This is a genomic window from Vibrio sp. ABH4_348, assembly GCF_056159765.1.
Genome location: NZ_JBSWVW010000001.1, coordinates 1,987,469 through 2,004,202, shown reverse-complemented (window position 1 = coordinate 2,004,202; position 16,734 = coordinate 1,987,469). Strand labels below are relative to the sequence as shown.

The 16,734-nt window shown below is 47.0% G+C and carries 19 protein-coding genes; 15 read left to right on the top strand and 4 right to left on the bottom strand.

All coding sequences use genetic code 11. The features are described from left to right. Positions 1–15 precede the first annotated feature (15 nt). The 15 genes from ACXAFJ_RS09200 to ACXAFJ_RS09130 all read left to right on the top strand — a co-directional run bounded on the left by ACXAFJ_RS09200 (position 16) and on the right by ACXAFJ_RS09130 (position 12,621). Positions 16–1,146 carry a protein-glutamate methylesterase/protein-glutamine glutaminase gene (locus tag ACXAFJ_RS09200; protein WP_475322951.1) on the top strand — a complete coding sequence of 377 codons (1,131 nt, stop codon included), beginning with the start codon at positions 16–18 and terminating at the stop codon, positions 1,144–1,146. A gap of 8 nt (positions 1,147–1,154) precedes the next feature. Next, positions 1,155–1,931 carry a ParA family protein gene (locus tag ACXAFJ_RS09195; RefSeq protein WP_475322950.1) on the top strand — a complete coding sequence of 259 codons (777 nt, stop codon included), beginning with the start codon at positions 1,155–1,157 and terminating at the stop codon, positions 1,929–1,931. Then, positions 1,924–3,252: a chemotaxis protein CheW gene (locus ACXAFJ_RS09190; RefSeq protein ID WP_475322949.1), complete on the top strand. Its 1,329-nt coding sequence runs from the start codon at positions 1,924–1,926 to the stop codon at positions 3,250–3,252. The genes ACXAFJ_RS09195 and ACXAFJ_RS09190 overlap by 8 nt, the downstream gene beginning before the upstream one ends. Before the next feature lie 35 nt (positions 3,253–3,287). Further along, the gene (locus tag ACXAFJ_RS09185; protein ID WP_475322948.1) at positions 3,288–3,782 is read left to right on the top strand and encodes a chemotaxis protein CheW; all 495 of its coding nucleotides are present in this window, start codon (positions 3,288–3,290) and stop codon (positions 3,780–3,782) included. Continuing rightward, on the top strand, positions 3,782–4,264 hold the full coding sequence (locus ACXAFJ_RS09180) for a DUF2802 domain-containing protein (protein WP_475322946.1): 483 nt from the start codon (positions 3,782–3,784) through the stop codon (positions 4,262–4,264). The genes ACXAFJ_RS09185 and ACXAFJ_RS09180 overlap by 1 nt, the downstream gene beginning before the upstream one ends. Before the next feature lie 244 nt (positions 4,265–4,508). Further along, positions 4,509–5,129: a cytochrome c biogenesis heme-transporting ATPase CcmA gene (gene ccmA / locus ACXAFJ_RS09175; protein WP_475322945.1), complete on the top strand. Its 621-nt coding sequence runs from the start codon at positions 4,509–4,511 to the stop codon at positions 5,127–5,129. Between the two features lie 13 nt (positions 5,130–5,142). Next, positions 5,143–5,799 (top strand): heme exporter protein CcmB, encoded by a 657-nt coding sequence (ccmB, locus tag ACXAFJ_RS09170; RefSeq protein WP_475324099.1) that lies wholly within the window; start codon positions 5,143–5,145, stop codon positions 5,797–5,799. 204 nt (positions 5,800–6,003) lie between these two features. Further along, a complete protein-coding gene (locus ACXAFJ_RS09165) occupies positions 6,004–6,756 on the top strand; it encodes a heme ABC transporter permease (protein ID WP_475322944.1) in 753 nt (250 codons plus the stop codon). A 2-nt stretch (positions 6,757–6,758) separates the two neighbouring features. Beyond that, positions 6,759–6,965 carry a heme exporter protein CcmD gene (ccmD, locus tag ACXAFJ_RS09160; RefSeq protein WP_475322942.1) on the top strand — a complete coding sequence of 69 codons (207 nt, stop codon included), beginning with the start codon at positions 6,759–6,761 and terminating at the stop codon, positions 6,963–6,965. After that, entirely contained in the window at positions 6,962–7,447 is a 486-nt protein-coding gene (gene ccmE / locus ACXAFJ_RS09155; RefSeq protein WP_475322941.1) for a cytochrome c maturation protein CcmE, read from the top strand. Before ccmD ends, ccmE begins: the two co-directional genes overlap by 4 nt. Continuing rightward, on the top strand, positions 7,444–9,468 hold the full coding sequence (locus tag ACXAFJ_RS09150; protein WP_475322939.1) for a heme lyase CcmF/NrfE family subunit: 2,025 nt from the start codon (positions 7,444–7,446) through the stop codon (positions 9,466–9,468). The genes ccmE and ACXAFJ_RS09150 overlap by 4 nt, the downstream gene beginning before the upstream one ends. Positions 9,469–9,471: 3 nt before the next feature. Beyond that, positions 9,472–10,026 carry a DsbE family thiol:disulfide interchange protein gene (locus ACXAFJ_RS09145; RefSeq protein WP_475322938.1) on the top strand — a complete coding sequence of 185 codons (555 nt, stop codon included), beginning with the start codon at positions 9,472–9,474 and terminating at the stop codon, positions 10,024–10,026. Positions 10,027–10,097: 71 nt separating this feature from the next. After that, positions 10,098–10,577, top strand: a complete 480-nt coding sequence (locus ACXAFJ_RS09140; protein WP_475324097.1) for a cytochrome c-type biogenesis protein — start codon at positions 10,098–10,100, stop codon at positions 10,575–10,577. After that, a complete protein-coding gene (gene ccmI / locus ACXAFJ_RS09135; protein WP_475322937.1) occupies positions 10,574–11,791 on the top strand; it encodes a c-type cytochrome biogenesis protein CcmI in 1,218 nt (405 codons plus the stop codon). The genes ACXAFJ_RS09140 and ccmI overlap by 4 nt, the downstream gene beginning before the upstream one ends. A gap of 74 nt (positions 11,792–11,865) precedes the next feature. Then, positions 11,866–12,621 carry an MlaA family lipoprotein gene (locus tag ACXAFJ_RS09130; protein WP_475322935.1) on the top strand — a complete coding sequence of 252 codons (756 nt, stop codon included), beginning with the start codon at positions 11,866–11,868 and terminating at the stop codon, positions 12,619–12,621. A gap of 106 nt (positions 12,622–12,727) precedes the next feature. On the opposite strand, the gene ACXAFJ_RS09125 is transcribed toward ACXAFJ_RS09130, so the two are convergent. The 4 genes from ACXAFJ_RS09125 to ACXAFJ_RS09110 form a co-directional block, all read right to left on the bottom strand. Beyond that, complete coding sequence (locus ACXAFJ_RS09125; protein ID WP_475322934.1) at positions 12,728–13,018, bottom strand: hypothetical protein; 291 nt, start codon at positions 13,016–13,018, stop codon at positions 12,728–12,730. Positions 13,019–13,138: 120 nt separating this feature from the next. Then, positions 13,139–14,362: an outer membrane protein transport protein gene (locus ACXAFJ_RS09120; RefSeq protein ID WP_475322933.1), complete on the bottom strand. Its 1,224-nt coding sequence runs from the start codon at positions 14,360–14,362 to the stop codon at positions 13,139–13,141. Positions 14,363–15,150: 788 nt separating this feature from the next. Beyond that, positions 15,151–15,879 (bottom strand): DUF3379 family protein, encoded by a 729-nt coding sequence (locus ACXAFJ_RS09115; protein WP_475322932.1) that lies wholly within the window; start codon positions 15,877–15,879, stop codon positions 15,151–15,153. Further along, on the bottom strand, positions 15,879–16,430 hold the full coding sequence (locus ACXAFJ_RS09110) for a sigma-70 family RNA polymerase sigma factor (protein WP_475322930.1): 552 nt from the start codon (positions 16,428–16,430) through the stop codon (positions 15,879–15,881). The genes ACXAFJ_RS09115 and ACXAFJ_RS09110 overlap by 1 nt, the downstream gene beginning before the upstream one ends. Positions 16,431–16,734: the final 304 nt, after the last annotated feature.

The following is a 16,734-nucleotide window of genomic DNA, read 5'->3' as shown; positions in this document are numbered from 1 at the left end:
GTTAGAAGGATATTTATGGCGATTAAAGTACTGGTTGTTGATGATTCAAGTTTTTTCCGTCGTAGGGTGAGTGAAATCATCAACTCTGAGCCGCGTCTAGAAGTCATGGACGTGGCAACCAATGGCAAAGAGGCCGTCGAAAAAGCTATATCGCTTAAGCCAGATGTCATCACAATGGACATCGAAATGCCAGTTATGGATGGCATTACAGCCGTGAAAGAGATCATGGCGAAAAGCCCCGTTCCTATTTTGATGTTTTCCTCGCTGACTCACGAAGGCGCCAGAGCCACGCTCGACGCACTTGAAGCCGGCGCATTGGATTTTCTACCTAAAAAATTTGAAGATATCGCGCGTAATCGAGATGAAGCAGTAACACTGCTTCAGCAGCGTGTCATTCAAATATCGGCGCGCCGAAGCCGAATGAGAAGACCTTCTCCGGCTATAACTCGCCCGTCAACCACTACCACATCAACGCGTTCGACAACCAGTTCTTTACGCAATACTGCGGAACCAAGAACCGCTGCCAAGCCAACACAAACGGCTGCAACCCGCTTTAAAGCCAGTGGCAAAAAGTATCAATTAACAGCGATTGGTTGCTCGACTGGCGGTCCAGTTGCACTGCAAAAAATCTTAACCAAGCTACCAGCGAACTATCCGCATCCGATTGTTCTAATTCAACACATGCCAGCTACGTTTACCGCCGCTTTTGCTAGCCGACTGAATGGGTTGTGCAAAATTGAAGTTCGCGAGGCGGCAGACGGTGACATATTGCGCCCAGGCGTGGCTTATTTGGCTCCAGGTGGTAAACAGATGATGATTGAAGGTCGCCCCGGAGCCAGCAAATTAAAGATTTTGGATGGTGGTGAGCGCATGAATTATAAGCCGAGTGTCGATGTGACATTTGGCAGTGCGGCAAAGATCTATTCCGACAAGGTTATGTCCATGATCTTGACTGGAATGGGTGCTGATGGCCGAGAAGGCTCACGCATGTTGAAAAATGTTGGGTCTTCAATTTGGGCACAAGATGAAGAAAGCTGCGTGGTATACGGTATGCCACAAGCCGTAGCGAAAGCGGGAATTTCTAGCGAAGATTTACCCTTAGATAGAATTGCAGAGCGTATGCTAGTTGAAGTAGGGATGGCATAGAACAAGTCATGATCGTTTGGAGTGTTGCCAATCAAAAAGGTGGTGTCGGCAAAACAACCACAACCATTACCCTTGCAGGTCTATTGAGCCAGCAGGGAAAACGAGTATTGCTTGTTGATACTGACCCACATGGCTCACTAACGACATATCTTGGTTATGACTCGGACGGCCCACAAGGTAATTTGTTTGATTTATTTCAACTGAAAGAGTTCGATGAATCCACAGTAATGCCGCTGGTCATGAACAGTGACGTGGAAGGGATTGATCTTATTCCGGCTCATATGTCATTGGCGACGCTCGACCGCGTTATGGGTAATCGCAGTGGAATGGGGTTGATTCTTAAGCGGGCGTTACTTGCGCTTAAACACCGCTACGATTACGTGCTGATTGATTGCCCACCGATACTAGGCGTTATGATGGTCAATGCATTGGCAGCCAGCGATCGTATTCTGATTCCAGTTCAGACCGAATTTTTGGCGATGAAAGGTCTTGAGCGCATGGTTCGCACCTTGGCAATCATGCAAAAGTCTCGTCAACGCGCATTTAAAGTCACCATTATTCCAACCATGTACGACAAGCGTACCCGCGCTTCATTGCAGACGCTGCAGCAACTGAAAAAAAACTACCCAGAGCAGGTTTGGAAATCCGCCGTTCCCATCGATACCAAATTTAGAGACGCGAGTTTAAAAAACTTGCCGGTTTCGCATTTTGCACCAGGTAGTCGCGGAGTATTCGCCTATAAACAACTACTCTTGTTTTTAGAGAGGTTGGCGATAGATGAGTAACTCAGCGTTGCGCTCCAGTGAGCAAGCTCTTGAAGATTATTTCTCAGCGTTGCTTGATGAAGAAGAAACACAGGTGACGCTTGACAGTTCAGTTGCGGTAGATATGGTCTTGCCAGAGCCAGAGCCAGAGCCAGAGCCAGAGCCAGAGCCAGAGCCAGAGCCAGAGCCAGAGCCAGAGCCAGAGCCAGAGCCAGAGCCAGAGCCAGAGCCAGAGCCAGAGCCAGAGCCAGAGCCAGAGCCAGAGCCAGAGCCAGAGCCAGAGCCAGAGCCAGAGCCAGAGCCAGAGCCAGAGCCAGAGCCAGAGCCAGAGCCAGAGCCAGAGCCAGAGCCAGAGCCAGAGCCAGAGCCAGAGCCAGAGCCAGAGCCAGAGCCAGAGCCAGAGCCAGAGCCAGAGCCAGAGCCAGAGCCAGAGCCAGAGCCAGAGCCAATGCGCCAATCTGTCCCGGAAAAAAGTTATTATCAAACTCGAACAGCAGAAATCACTCTTCCAAATTTGGAAGATGTTGAGCGGTTGTTGTCAGAGTTAGAAACTCGCAACCCTGTTGAAGAGTTACAGCTGGAAAAAGTTCTTGAAGAGAACACCGTTAAGATTGCGCAAGAGCAAGTCGCCGCGACTCAAGTTCAACCTGAAATCAAGGTTGAAACTGAGGTTGTGACTGAAAGCGAACCGACTCCGGTTGTCGAAGAAGTTCAAGATTGGCCTGTTGACGATGCCGTTTTAGACGTTGACGTTAAAGAGGTTGAAGAAGTTGCGACGCCGGTTGATGAGCCTTCAATTGACGTTGAAGAAACCATCGAGGTGGCTGAGCAAACCGAGCTGAACAGCCAAGCTGGTCACAAAGGTATCGATGAATGGCAAAGTACTGAGAGACAAGAAGACTTTCAGGTGCTTTACTTTGAAGTACACAGTGTGACTTTTGCTGTGCCACTCGTTGAATTGGGTGGTATCCACCAGATGGGAACCCTAAACCATCTGATTGGGCGACCTAAGTGGTATCTCGGACTTCAATCCAGTCGTGACACCCAGGTTGACGTCGTAGACAGTGCCAAATGGGTGATGTCTGACAAACTAACAGACGAAGACTACAAAGAAAGTTACCAGTACATTGTTATGCTTGACGAAAGCAACTGGGGCTTAGCAAGCTCGGAACTGAAAGGTACCGAGTGGCTTAATCCTGCTAAAGTGAATTGGCGTAAAACGCCGGGCAAACGCCCTTGGTTAGCAGGTATGGTTAAAGAAAAAATGTGTGCCTTGATACATGTTCGTGCATTGATAGCTATGCTTAATGCAGGACTTGATGTGAAAGCGCTCGAACAGTAACAGTTTGTGCCTAAACGGCTTAGAGAGGAAAAGGTATGTCTCAAACTAGTGAAGTAGAAGTAAGAAAAGACGCGTCGAACGACGAAGTACTTCAGTGGGTGACGTTCCAACTAGATGATGAAACCTATGGTATTAACGTAATGCAAGTTCGTGAAGTGTTGCGTCATACTGAAATTGCTCCGGTTCCAGGTGCTCCTGAATACGTTCTAGGTATCATTAACCTGCGTGGTAACGTTGTCACAGTAATCGATACACGCTCTCGCTTTGGTTTGATGGAAGGCGAAATCTCAGACAATACTCGTATCATCGTTATCGAATCTGAGCAGCAGGTCGTTGGTATTCTTGTCGATAGTGTTGCTGAAGTGGTTTACCTTCGTGCATCTGAAATTGACACGACACCAAGTGTTGGTACTGACGAAAGCTCCAAGTTTATCCAAGGTGTAAGCAACCGCGACGGTAAGCTGCTAATTCTTGTCGATCTGAATAAACTACTCACAGACGATGAGTGGGACGAAGTAGCGCACCTGTAATGACGATCGAGTGGTTGATGTCGCCTCCGGCTATTTTGGGAGGTGTTGGTTTTGCAGTATTGGTGCTCTTGGTTGCGTGGTTATCGCTACGTAAACGCATTCGCGTATTAACTCAGCACAATCGTCAACAGGCCCGTTCGTGGGAAAAAGAGCTACAGAAAGCCAACAACCAATTGATGGAGGTTCGTTCTGTTGTGGTTGGTTTGGGGCAGAAAGTTTCTGAGCAACAAGACATCATTCAGCATCTAAGCGAACGAATTCTAGAGCTAGAACAAGAAGATGGTGATGGAAGGCTGTATTCGAGAGCCAGTAAATTGGTGCAGTTGGGCGCCGATGTCGATGAACTGATTCAGGAATGTGAATTACCCAAAGCGGAAGCTGAGCTAATGCTGTCATTGCAGAAAAAGATAGCGGGTAAAGAGCAAATTCCTCCACTTTCTCGTGCACCTGAACGCCGAAAAACCGCCAACAAAAATCGTTAGTGCTTAGCGATGGTTTATCCAACTAACAAGACGCCACATGGCGTCTTGTTTATTTTATCTAGCGTAAAAAAACGCCCATCCCTTTTACCGAGTTAATCTCGACTACGCTTTATGTTAATGGCTGGTTAACGTAGCACGTAAAAATCGCATTGGAGTTCAAAAACGTGAATTAAAGTGTGGTTATTGTATTTTGCCTGAAAACGGCTGTGGTAAACTGGACTCCCTTGTTTTTCTGGTCATTTTCATGCTTGAAGTACAGCAACTTACCGCGATTCGAGACGAACGAACCTTATTTGACGAACTCTCGTTTACCCTAAACAAGGGAGATCTAATGCAGATCGAGGGGCGAAATGGAACCGGCAAGACCACACTACTTCGAATCATTGCAGGGCTAGGGGATAAAGAATCAGGCTCCGTTAAATGGAATCAGGTATCTACCGAAAAAGATCGCGAGGGTTTTCACCAAGATTTGCTGTTTTTGGGGCACCAAACAGGTGTTAAACGCGAACTGACCGTTTATGAAAATTTACGTTTTTATCAAACCGTTCACAGTGACCAACCAGTAAATCAAGAAACGCTATTCCACGCACTTATGAAAGTGGGACTCGCTGGGCGCGAAGATGTGCCAGCGGCGTCGTTGTCCGCAGGGCAACAACGTAGAGTCGCACTTGCACGGTTATGGTTGAGCAACAAACCGCTATGGATTTTGGACGAGCCGTTAACTGCCATAGATAAGCAAGGTGTGAAAGTGTTGGAAGCGTTGTTTGAATCTCATGTAAACGCTGGTGGAATGGTGTTGTTAACCACGCACCAAGATATGTTTAAAGACAGCGCCTTGCTGCGCAAGATTAAGTTAGGTGAATAACGTGATTTCCAGTATGACCAGCATTATTCGCCGCGAACTACTGATCGCTTTTCGACGTCAAGCGGATGTGCTTAATCCACTTTGGTTTTTTGTCATCGTTATCACCCTGTTTCCACTCAGCATTGGGCCTGAACCAGAATTACTAAGACGAATTGCATCCGGTATTGTTTGGGTCGCGGCACTGCTGTCCGCTTTATTATCACTGGAACGACTGTTCAGAGATGACTTTCAAGATGGTGCGCTGGAACAGTTGATGTTGCTGCCAACACCGTTATCTGTAGTCGTGATTGCAAAAGTGATTGCCCACTGGATGTTAACGGGCATTCCTTTGATTTTAATGAGCCCACTGCTCGCCATATTGTTGTCCATGGATATGAATACCTGGCTTGCTGTGGTGACTACTTTAGTTATTGGCACTCCGACGCTGAGCTTCATTGGTGCTATCGGTGTGGCATTAACGGTAGGGCTGCAAAAAGGTGGGGTATTACTGAGCCTGCTGATTTTGCCCTTGTACATCCCGATACTGATTTTTGCCACGTCCGCGATAGAAGCGGCTTCATTGGGTATGCCCTACAGTGGGCAGCTAGCGATTCTGGGTGCGATGCTCGCAGGGTCAATAACACTGACTCCCATAGCCATTGCGGCTTCATTGCGAGTGAGCGTGAACTAACGCTGTGATGCGCACAGCTTTACAAACCGTAACGGTTTTTCAATAACAACTGAATACAAAACACTTCATGATCGGTCTAAAACCCTAAATTAAGTGTTGAATTAAAACAACTAAGCGAAACACGCGAAAAAATGATGTGTCCCATGACGTGATAAACACGCAGGGTATAAGCTTAGAAAACGGAAGTAAGAGTGAGAACAAACAATGTGGAAATGGCTCCATCCATACGCTAAGCCTGAAACCACCTACCAGCTATGTGGTTCATTGTTGCCTTGGTTCAGCGTATTGGCAGTTCTGTGTTTGGCGATTGGTACCACCTGGGGGCTAGCCTTTGCTCCATCAGACTACCAGCAAGGTGATAGTTTCCGAATCATCTATATCCATGTTCCTTCGGCCATTTGGTCAATGGGTGTCTACAGCTCAATGGCTATCGCGGCCTTTATTGGCTTAGTCTGGCAAGTTCGCCTTTCTAGTATGGCTGCGGCGGCAATGGCGCCAATAGGCGCAACTTACACCTTTATTGCACTGGTTACCGGCGCGGTATGGGGCAAACCAATGTGGGGCACTTGGTGGGTGTGGGATGCACGTTTGACTTCCGAGCTGATTCTGTTGTTCTTATATCTAGGCGTGATCGCGCTTTATCACGCGTTTGATGATCAAAAAACCGCGGCCAAAGCGGCGGGAATCCTGGCCATTGTAGGTGTGGTTAACTTGCCGATCATCCACTTTTCGGTGGAGTGGTGGAACACACTGCACCAAGGCGCAACCATCACCAAGTTTGAAAAACCTTCCATTGCTAACGACATGTTGTGGCCGCTACTGACCAACTTAGCCGGTTTTGCTTTCCTATTTGGCGCTCTAACCATGGTGCGCTTGCGCAATGAAATTATCCGCAAAGAATCACATCGGCCTTGGGTTATCGAGCTCGCCGAACAAGCAACATCGGGAGGTCGATAACTATGCACTTTGAAACTCTATCGGACTTTTTTGCCATGGGTGGTTACGCTGCCTATGTGTGGGGCGCATTTGGCATTACATTTGGTGCTTTGCTGGTATTAACAATTGTGAGCATTGGCCAGGGTAAAACCCTGATCAAGCAAGTCAGAGACAAACAAGCGCGCCAAGCTCGCATTAAAGCGGCACAGCAAATGGAGAACACACTATGAACCCAAGACGTAAAAAGCGGCTCAGTATTGTATTAGCCATTTTTGTTGGTGCGTCGATTACCATAGGTTTAGTGCTCTACGCGTTAAACCAAAACATGGACTTGTTTTACACGCCGAGTGAAATTGTGAACGGCAAACCAGATGGTACGAAACCACAAGTTGGACAGCGATTGCGTATTGGCGGCATGGTGCTTCCCGGTACCGTGAAACGTGACCCAGAATCACTCAAAGTATCGTTCGATCTGCACGATGTTGGTCCAGTAGTGACCGTCGTGTATGAAGGCATTTTGCCGGATTTGTTCCGAGAAGGTCAGGGCATTGTGGCGCAAGGGGTTCTTAAAAATGCCACAACGATTGAAGCGTTTGAAGTGTTGGCAAAACACGATGAAGAATACATGCCACCAGAAGTTGCGGAAGCACTGAAAAAAACGCATGAGCCGCTGATGTATACCGACGAGCAAAAGCAGGGTAGCGGACAATGATTGTTGAACTCGGTCACTTCGCTATGGTTATCGCATTGCCGATCGCCATATTATTAGGCATCTTGCCGCTAGTCGGCGCGTTAACTAACAACTCCACGCTTATTCAAACTGCTAGGCCACTTTCATGGGCTATGTTCAGTTTGTTACTGGCCTCCTTTGTTGTGCTGTGTTGGGCGTTTTACGTTAATGACTTTACCGTGTTGTATGTGGCTAGCAACTCTAACAGTGACTTACCTTGGTACTACCGCATTACCGCTGTGTGGGGCGCGCACGAGGGTTCCTTTCTACTCTGGGCATTAATTCAAGCGGGCTGGACAGTTGCTGTTGCCACCTTTAGCCGAGGTATGCCAAGAGAATCGGTTGCACGCGTATTAGCGGTGATGGGATTGATTAACGTAGGCTTCCTAGTCACTATCATCATCAGCTCGAATCCATTTGAGCGCACCTTACCTTATTTCCCAATCGATGGTCGAGACCTCAACCCACTTCTGCAAGACCCAGGATTAATCATTCACCCGCCATTGCTTTATATGGGCTATGTGGGCTTCTCTGTGGCGTTTGCATTTGCCATCGCATCACTGATGACAGGTCGTTTAGATACCGCGTGGGCAAGATGGTCAAGACCGTGGACCACTGCCGCTTGGCTGTCTTTAACACTAGGGATCGCGCTAGGATCGTGGTGGGCGTATTACGAGTTAGGCTGGGGTGGCTGGTGGTTCTGGGATCCAGTTGAAAATGCCTCCTTCATGCCATGGCTTGCCGGTACAGCGCTAATGCATTCACTAGCGGTGACTGAAAAACGCGGCACCTTCAAATCGTGGACGGTACTACTCGCCTTATCCGCATTTTCGCTTAGTTTGATGGGTACCTTCTTGGTGCGTTCTGGTGTGTTGGTATCGGTACATGCCTTTGCGTCAGATCCAGAGCGAGGCATGTTTATTTTAACCTTCTTAGGTCTGGTTATTGGTGGTTCTTTACTGCTTTACGCTATTAAAGGCGCGTCGGTTAAATCCAGCGGTCGGTTTGAATTGGTGTCTCGTGAAAACGCTCTGCTGGTCAATAACATTTTATTGATCACCGCCTTAGTCGTGGTGTTAGTGGGTACCTTGCTACCGTTAGTGCACAAACAGTTTGGATTGGGCTCAGTGTCGATTGGGGCCCCTTTCTTCAATACTTTGTTTGCTTGGTTGATGATTCCATTCTCGTTCTTCTTAGGCATTGGTCCTTTACTGCGCTGGAAGCGTGACCAGCTGGGCACATTGGCCAAACCTATGCTGATTAGTGGTGTCGCATCGCTGATTTTGGCGGTTAGCTCGGTCTGGTTATTGGCGGATTTCTTCCAGCCAATGGCGTTTCTTGGCTGGGTGATGGCGTGGTGGATTATCTTACTGCACGGTTACGAGCTTCATCAGCGTGCGACCCATCGCCACAGTTTTTGGCGCGGAGTCACTAAACTAAGTCGCAGCCATTGGGCGATGATGTTAGGTCACTTGGGCTTGGCTGTTGCTGTTATTGGTATTGCCATGGTGCAAAACTATAGCGTTGAGCGAGATGTCCGACTGGCGCCGGGTGAGCATGTGCAAATCGAAGGCTACGATTTTTACTTCAAACGCTTAAGAGATCACGCAGGGCCAAACTACGATGCGTATATTGCCGATTTTGAAATTCAACACAATGGAAAATACCTCAACACTCTACACACAGAAAAACGCTTCTACCGCGCTGCGCGCAACATGATGACAGAAGCAGCACTGGATCGTGGTATTACCCGAGATCTCTATATTGCGCTAGGTGAACGTCTAGATGACCAAGGCGCGTGGGCAGTGCGTATTCACAAGAAGCCATTTGTACGTTGGATTTGGGTAGGTTCGCTCATTATGTCTATAGGCGGCGCACTGGCGATTGCAGACCGACGTTACCGGTACCGCAAACCCAGTAACAATGCCGAGCCCAAAAAGGCAGACGAACAAAAGTCGCAAGCGGAACTGGCCACTCAATCACAAACTAATTCGGGAGCTTAATCAATGAACAAAAAGATACTGTTTTTGCCATTGGTCGCGTTCTTAGCGCTAGTTGTGGTGTTTGCAATTCAGCTATCGAAAAATGCCGATGGTGACGACCCAACAAAGCTTGAATCAGTTCTGGTGGGGAAAACTGTGCCGACCTTCCGGTTGGAAGATTTGGCCGAGCCGGGCAAGCTTTACGACCAAAGCATATTTAAAGGCGAACCTTTGCTGCTTAATGTGTGGGCGACTTGGTGTCCGACCTGTTACGCCGAGCATCAGTACCTAAATGAGCTGGCCGCCAACGATGTCAAAATCATCGGTTTGAACTACAAAGACGACCGACAAAAAGCCACCCAGTGGCTCGTGAATCTCGGTAACCCATACTTGATTAGCCTGTTTGACGGCGATGGTATGTTGGGGCTGGATCTGGGCGTTTACGGCGCGCCGGAAACCTACCTCATTGATGCCAATGGCGTGATTCGCTACCGACACGTTGGCGACGTTAACGCGCAAAACTGGACCGAAAAACTCGAGCCTATCTATCAGCAGATGCTGGCGGAGGCAAAATTATGACTAGCCTAAAACACAGTGTGAATCTGGCTCGAATTGGGTTATTAGTATTGGCGTGTGCATGGTTCTGGGCAATGCAATCAGCACCCGTTAACGCAGCTATCGAAGTGTATGAATTTGATACCCCTGAACAAGAGCAGCAATTCAAATCTCTTGGTCACACGTTGCGCTGCCCTAAGTGTCAGAACAATTCCATTGCTGATTCGAATGCCGAGCTTGCTCAAGATCTTCGGCAAAAAGTTTATGAAATGACTAAAAATGGTCACAATGAGCAGGAAATTGTCGATTACATGATTGCTCGTTACGGCAACTTTGTAACTTACGAGCCACCCCTCACCTTGTCGACTGCAATTCTGTGGTTTGCACCACTGAGCGTGCTACTAATTGGCGTAACCGTCATTGTGTGGCGTGCCAAGCAAAGCAAAAGTGCCGAGTGGGATGAAAAAAAAGAGGCCCAACTTGCGGCGTTGTTAGAAGAAGACCAACCTGACGCTGCAGCATCAACGAAAACCCAACAAGACACATCGGCGGCGAGCAGTGAGGAGCAACAATGATTGAATTTTGGAGTGCTTCTATAGCCCTAATGTTAACCACCGCATTGCTAATTGCGTGGCCACTACTGAAAAAGAAGAAATCAGAAGACGAATTATTGCGCGATGAGCTCAACAAAGCGCTCTACAAAGATCGCCTAGCCGAGTTGGAATCGGAGCAGCAAGCCGGATTGGTTAATGAGCAATCTGATCTCATTGCTGATCTCAAGCAATCACTGCTTAATGATGTACCCAATCCGCAGCGCACCGGCTCAAAACATAGTAAGGGCGCACTGGCGTGGATTGTTATCTCCGTTTTGTTTACTGCAGTGACCAGCTATGGAGTCTATTCGTGGATGGGTGGCATTAAACAAGTGGAGAGCTGGCATGAGGTGAGCTCTCGTCTTCCGGAGCTTTCTAAAAAACTCATGGGACCAGAAGACGTCACACTCAGTGATAAAGACATGGAAGAGCTGACGCTAGCGTTGCGAACCCGCTTACACCACAATCCAGATGACGCCACAGGCTGGCTATTACTAGGCCGAATTTCACTGGCAAGTCGCGACGTGGAAATGGCGATAGGGGCCATGAAAAACGCCCATCGATTGGCGAGTGATAACTCGCAAGTACAGTTTGGTTACGCCCAAGCCTTGATGATGTCACAAGATAGCTTCAATATGCGTCAAGCCAAAGACTTGCTCGATACGCTTGTCGCCAATGGTTACGGTAACTTACGAGTTCGATCCTTGTTGGCGCTTGAAGCCTATGAGCGCAAAGACTATCTTGCAGCCATCAAACAATGGCAACTAATGCAAAGTATGGTGGGCGAGCAAGACCAGCGCTACGCCATGCTCACAGACAGTATTGCAGAAGCGCGCAGCCAAATGGGGGAGTTGCCGATTGACTCTGGTTTAGTTGATATCGTTGTCTCACTGAAGGTGCCACTGCCAACGTCTGAGCAATCAAGCTTAATTGTCTCTATTCATACAGCAGATGGTGCACCGATGCCCGTTGCGGCCAAACGCTTTGGTACTCAGCAATTTCCGCTGACATTGTCCATCGATGACAGCAACGCTATGCTTGAAGGACGACGCATTTCTGACCTGCCTGAATTCATTGTTCGCGCCCGTTTGGATTACGACGGCAATGTCGCAACCAAACAAGGGGACTGGTTTGGAGAGAGCGAAGTGGTTAAACTAGGCGAAACTGTGCGCGTAAATATCGACACGCAATACTGAGAAACCTCAAGCACTTAGCAATAAAGGCCGGGTTTCCGGTCTTTTTTATGTGTCTTCTCAAATAGGAATAGTGAATGGTTAACACTCTGCGTTATGGATACCTAGTCGCTCTCTGTCTTTTGACATTGGGCTGTGCGCAGTCTCCTAAAGAAACCGCAATAGCAGATGAAGTGTACGACCCATTGGAAGGCTTTAATCGCACCATGTGGGCACTAAACTACGAAGTTCTCGACCCGTATCTATTGCGTCCAGCTGCAGTGGGCTACACCACGTACACGCCTTCCCCTCTGAGACGCGGTCTATCCAATTTCGCCAATAACCTTGATGAACCCGCCTCTATGGTCAACAACCTGATGATGGGCAATGCAGGGCGCGCGTTTGACCACTTTAACCGATTTTGGATTAACAGCACCTTTGGGTTGCTGGGCTTGTTAGATATTGCCAGTGAAGCGGGTATTACCAAACACGATGATAAAGAATTTGGTGACGCGGTAGGTTACTACGGCGTCGGCAACGGCCCCTTCTTAATGGTGCCCGGAGTGGGCCCGATGACACTGCGTGACTCTACAGATGTAGTAGACAGTCTATACGTGCCATTATCGTTACTCACAGGTTGGGTGGGGATTGGCAAATTTGCGGTTGAAGGGCTAGAAGGTCGCGCGGCGCTGATTTCTCAAGAGGCGATGTTAGAAAACTCACCTGACCCGTATTCACTAGTGCGCGATGTGTACCTACAACGCCAAGATTTTAAAGCGGAAATTGAAGTGGATACCTCTGAACAAGACGAAGCAGAGCTGGAAGAATTAGACGCATTTTTAGAAGAGTTTTAAAGTGGTATAACTATAGACAGAAGCGGAGTGGTAGTTCACTCCGTTTTTTATTGACGATAAATTGTCGAAATAACTATCTAACCTGACATTGAAAATTTTGGAAACTTTAAAACAAAAGCACGAGTGAAACTAAGCTGACCAAGAACATTACTGCAGCAATGACTTTTATGATTCGTTCATCCAATTCTTTTTGAAAGTGTGGGAATAAAAAGAAGAAAAAACTGATGGATGGAACGGTTAGGTAGATACCCGCTAACCAAGAGCTTGATGGAATAGTGGTTGAAGTTAATAGTGCCGCATAGCAAGCAAAGACTATCGCGATGGCTAACGTGGAAATATTGAGCTCATGGCGTTTAAAATAGAGCAGTAATAAGGGAAGCCAAATAATAAAGCTCAAACGAATCTCCTTTTAATTTCCTACGACACTAAATTACTTGGAACTATGATGACACAAGCGACATACAAAACAAAAAAAGGGCAGAGAATTCTCTGCCCTTTTCATTTCTAACTGATTGAATTAGAACGTGTAGCTGTACTGCAGACCCCAAAGGATAGCGTTGGCACGTGTTGTAGCAGTTATACTACTCGCGATAGCAGTAACACTCTCTGATACTTGTACGTCTTTGCCCATTAAGTAAGTAAAGCCAAAATCTAAGCTTGAGTTGTCATCAATGTGGTAGGTAGTACCTAAGGAGAACCAATGGCGGTCAGAGTCTGGTACAGAAACAGAAGTAACTTGGTCTTGTGCACTAGTATCAAACATATAACCAGTGCGGAATTCCCAGTCGCTGCCCATGTAGTAAGTGGCACCTAGCGCATAGTGCATACCATTTTGCCACTTGTACTCTTTTAGCAAACCTGCTTTTTCAGCTTCCAACTTTTCAAATTCATCCCAACCAATCCATTGCACGCTGTAGTGGAGTGCAAACTCTTGGTTTAAACGGTGGTAGCCAGACACTTCCCACATGTCTGGAAGAGCTATAGTCAAAGTGTCATTTGAGAAAGTTTGACCGCTTTTTACAATGTCGCCTTCTACGTCTAAATCAGGCGAGTAACGATATGAAAAACCAAAACGGTTATCTTCGTCGAGTTCGAATACCGTACCAAGGTTAAATCCTATTGCCCAACCGTCACCGTCAACCTTAGTTGCTTGTACACCACCAAGAGTAGCGGCTAGTTTTCGATCAAGTACGCCTTCACCGTGAATCAAGTCAATACCAGCACCCAAACTAAGTTGCTCATTTACGCGAAAAGCAGAGGAAACACCAAAGTTAATGGTTTTAACATCAGTAGTTCCACCAAACTCCGGGCCTACAAAGTTAGAGTCGAACTCAGTTTTAGTACCGAAGTTTGAGTGTGCAGTGAAACCGACTGAAAACTGGTCACCTACTGGGAAAATAACGTGGAAATTAGGAGCTATCGAAGTTCCACCAATATCAGGTTCACTAGTGTTAGTCGTGGGATTTGCACCTTGGGTATACTTACCATCTTTAACTTCAATATCAGTTGTTAAGCTTTCAAAGCCCAACGAGAAGGTCGCTGAATCAAACAGCGCCATAGCCGCTGGGTTACGAGCCATAACCGACGCGTTGTCGGCGATCACGGCATCACCTGCGAAGGCACGGCCAATACCCGTAGCCGATTGTGCGTTAAGTTGGAAACCGGCTGCCATTACTTGGCCTGAAGCCGCAACCAGTGATACTGCTATCAGTGACTTTTTGAAAAGACGCGTCTTATTCATCATGTTTTACCTTTATTTAATTTCGCCTCTTTGGACGATGATTTGAGTAAATACTCAATTACCGGCTGATACTAGTGACAAGTATATAGGATAGAAATCCGACCATTGGCGAAAATGCAGATAAAATTGCCGAAATAAAGCGCATTTGGCACGATATTGTCATTTAGGTGCAATAATTAGAGCTTTTACTCTATTTATTTAAGTGCTGTGAATAGGGAAGGAAATAGCCGAGGTAGGGCTCAAATCGCGTCAAGATAGACAAGTTACTGACGGAAACGGTTGGTATTGTAACCAAATTTTTCACTGTGTAAACGTTATCATGGGAAATACCCCCTCCAGCTCCCCCTAAAAGGGGGAGAGCCAATTGGGGCTCGGCTTTTCTAAAGTGGCGAGCTATTCCGCGAATACTTAGTTCTCTAGTAGAGGTAGTGCTAATCCACGAACGCTCCTCCCCTTTGAGGAGAGGCTGGGAGGGGTAGCCAGTGTTGAACTGGTGCACAGAATTACCCCCTCCAGCTCCCCCTAAAAGGGGGAGAGCTAATTGGGCTCATTTACCCTGAAAGGGCAGAGCTAATCCACCAATACTCATCTCCCTAGAAGTGCTAGAGCTATTCCTCGACTTAGTCGGGGTAGAGTCAATCCACGAATACTCCTCCCCTTTGAGGGGAGGCTGGGAGGGGTAATCAATACGCGAATTTCAAACAAAAAAAAGGGCTCATCAACTAGGATTGAGCCCGTATTACCCCAAGTAAACTGGTTTCGGTAAATCGAATATCTAAACCGGAAAATTATGCGTCCGTTTCAATCACTTCGATTACCGCTTTGGTGATGGATTCCATATCTTCATCCATCTCACCCACTAATATTAAACTCGACTCACCAACTGGTGTGATGGTGCCGTGTAAATGACCATCCTTAAACTTGCTAGTTTCTGTGGTCGGTATATTAGTTAAGAATAGCGTGACTTTTCCGCTTTTGCCGGAAAAAACGATATGAACTGCATTTGTTTCGCCAAAGCCACAGTGATTCAAGTAGTAAACGTGGTATGGGAAATCCTTCACCATGATTTTCGAGAAGGGTTTCATCTTGGCGTTGATCTGCTGGGTATCGACTTGTTCGTCAATACGAGCAACAAATGGCTGTTCCATTCTCACTAATTCAACGGCCGTGTCTGCCATGCTGGCTTGCGCGGTCGGCACAATTAGGTTGCCCCAGTTGAGTTGACCAAGCAGTAAACCAAACACAAATGTAACGCTGGCAGCCATTGCCAACCACTGACGGCTCATTTGTACTTGCGGCTTTTTCGGTGCGTGATTCGCCGTTTGTTGATACAAAATTTTGTCGGCTAAGTCATCCGGCACTGGCACGTTCATCGCTGCAGCGATTTTGCTATCTAGATCCAACAAGTCTTCGGCGAACTTGTTGTTTTTCTCGCTGCTTGCTAGTGCATCTTGGATTTCACTGTCTCGCGCCTTGGGATCCGACAATAGGCGGCGACGAAATTCTAAATCATCCATTACAATGCCCCCCTTAATTTTTGTTCTGACTCCATCATATCTTTTATCTGGTTTCGCGCTCTAAATAGGCGAGTCATAACGGTGTTCTTGTTCAAATCCAAAATGTCTGAAATTTCTTCACCGCTGAATCCGCCGACAACTTGTAAGAACAACGGCTCGCGGTATTCCACATCCAGCTTCATAATTTGCTGCTGAATCCACTCAGATTGGTGGTGTGCGTCATCGCTGTATTTTGCGTCATTGCCGTGATCGTCAATGTCGACTAAATCCAGTTGTTTGCGTTCAAATCGCCTCGCGTTCTCACGGCGCAAAATGGTGATTAACCACGATTTTGCAGCCTTTTGGTCAAGCAAGCTATCGAGCGATTTCCAAGCCCTTAAAAAGGTCTCTTGCACTAAATCTTCGGCAACCGTTGGGTCTTTGCTTAGCCAATAAGCGTAGCGATACAAATCCCTGTGATATGCACGAACCAGTGCTTCGTATTGTCTTTGTCTGTCCATGTCTTTATTGACCGTGGCACCCGACTTTTTATTTCCAAAAAGTTTTATCAACGAGTCGCTCCATGATGACTGTTGAGCTAAGTGTACTAAGACTCAAGACTTTTTGCTTTGCAATTATTTGTATAGTCGACGTGAAAAAATTGCGTTAAATCAAATCTGGGTGGGTTGGCTTTTTCAAGTTGAGCAAACTTGATCTAAACCAATATATGAGATGAACAGAGCGTTATAGTTACTTACGTCATCTAGTCGGTTTGGCCGACAGTTGAGCAAGATGACACTTCCTTTTGAAGGCTGACTTTACTTTCTCCTAATCAGGTAACTGATTATTTCAATTGGCGTAAGTTAATTGCTTTAT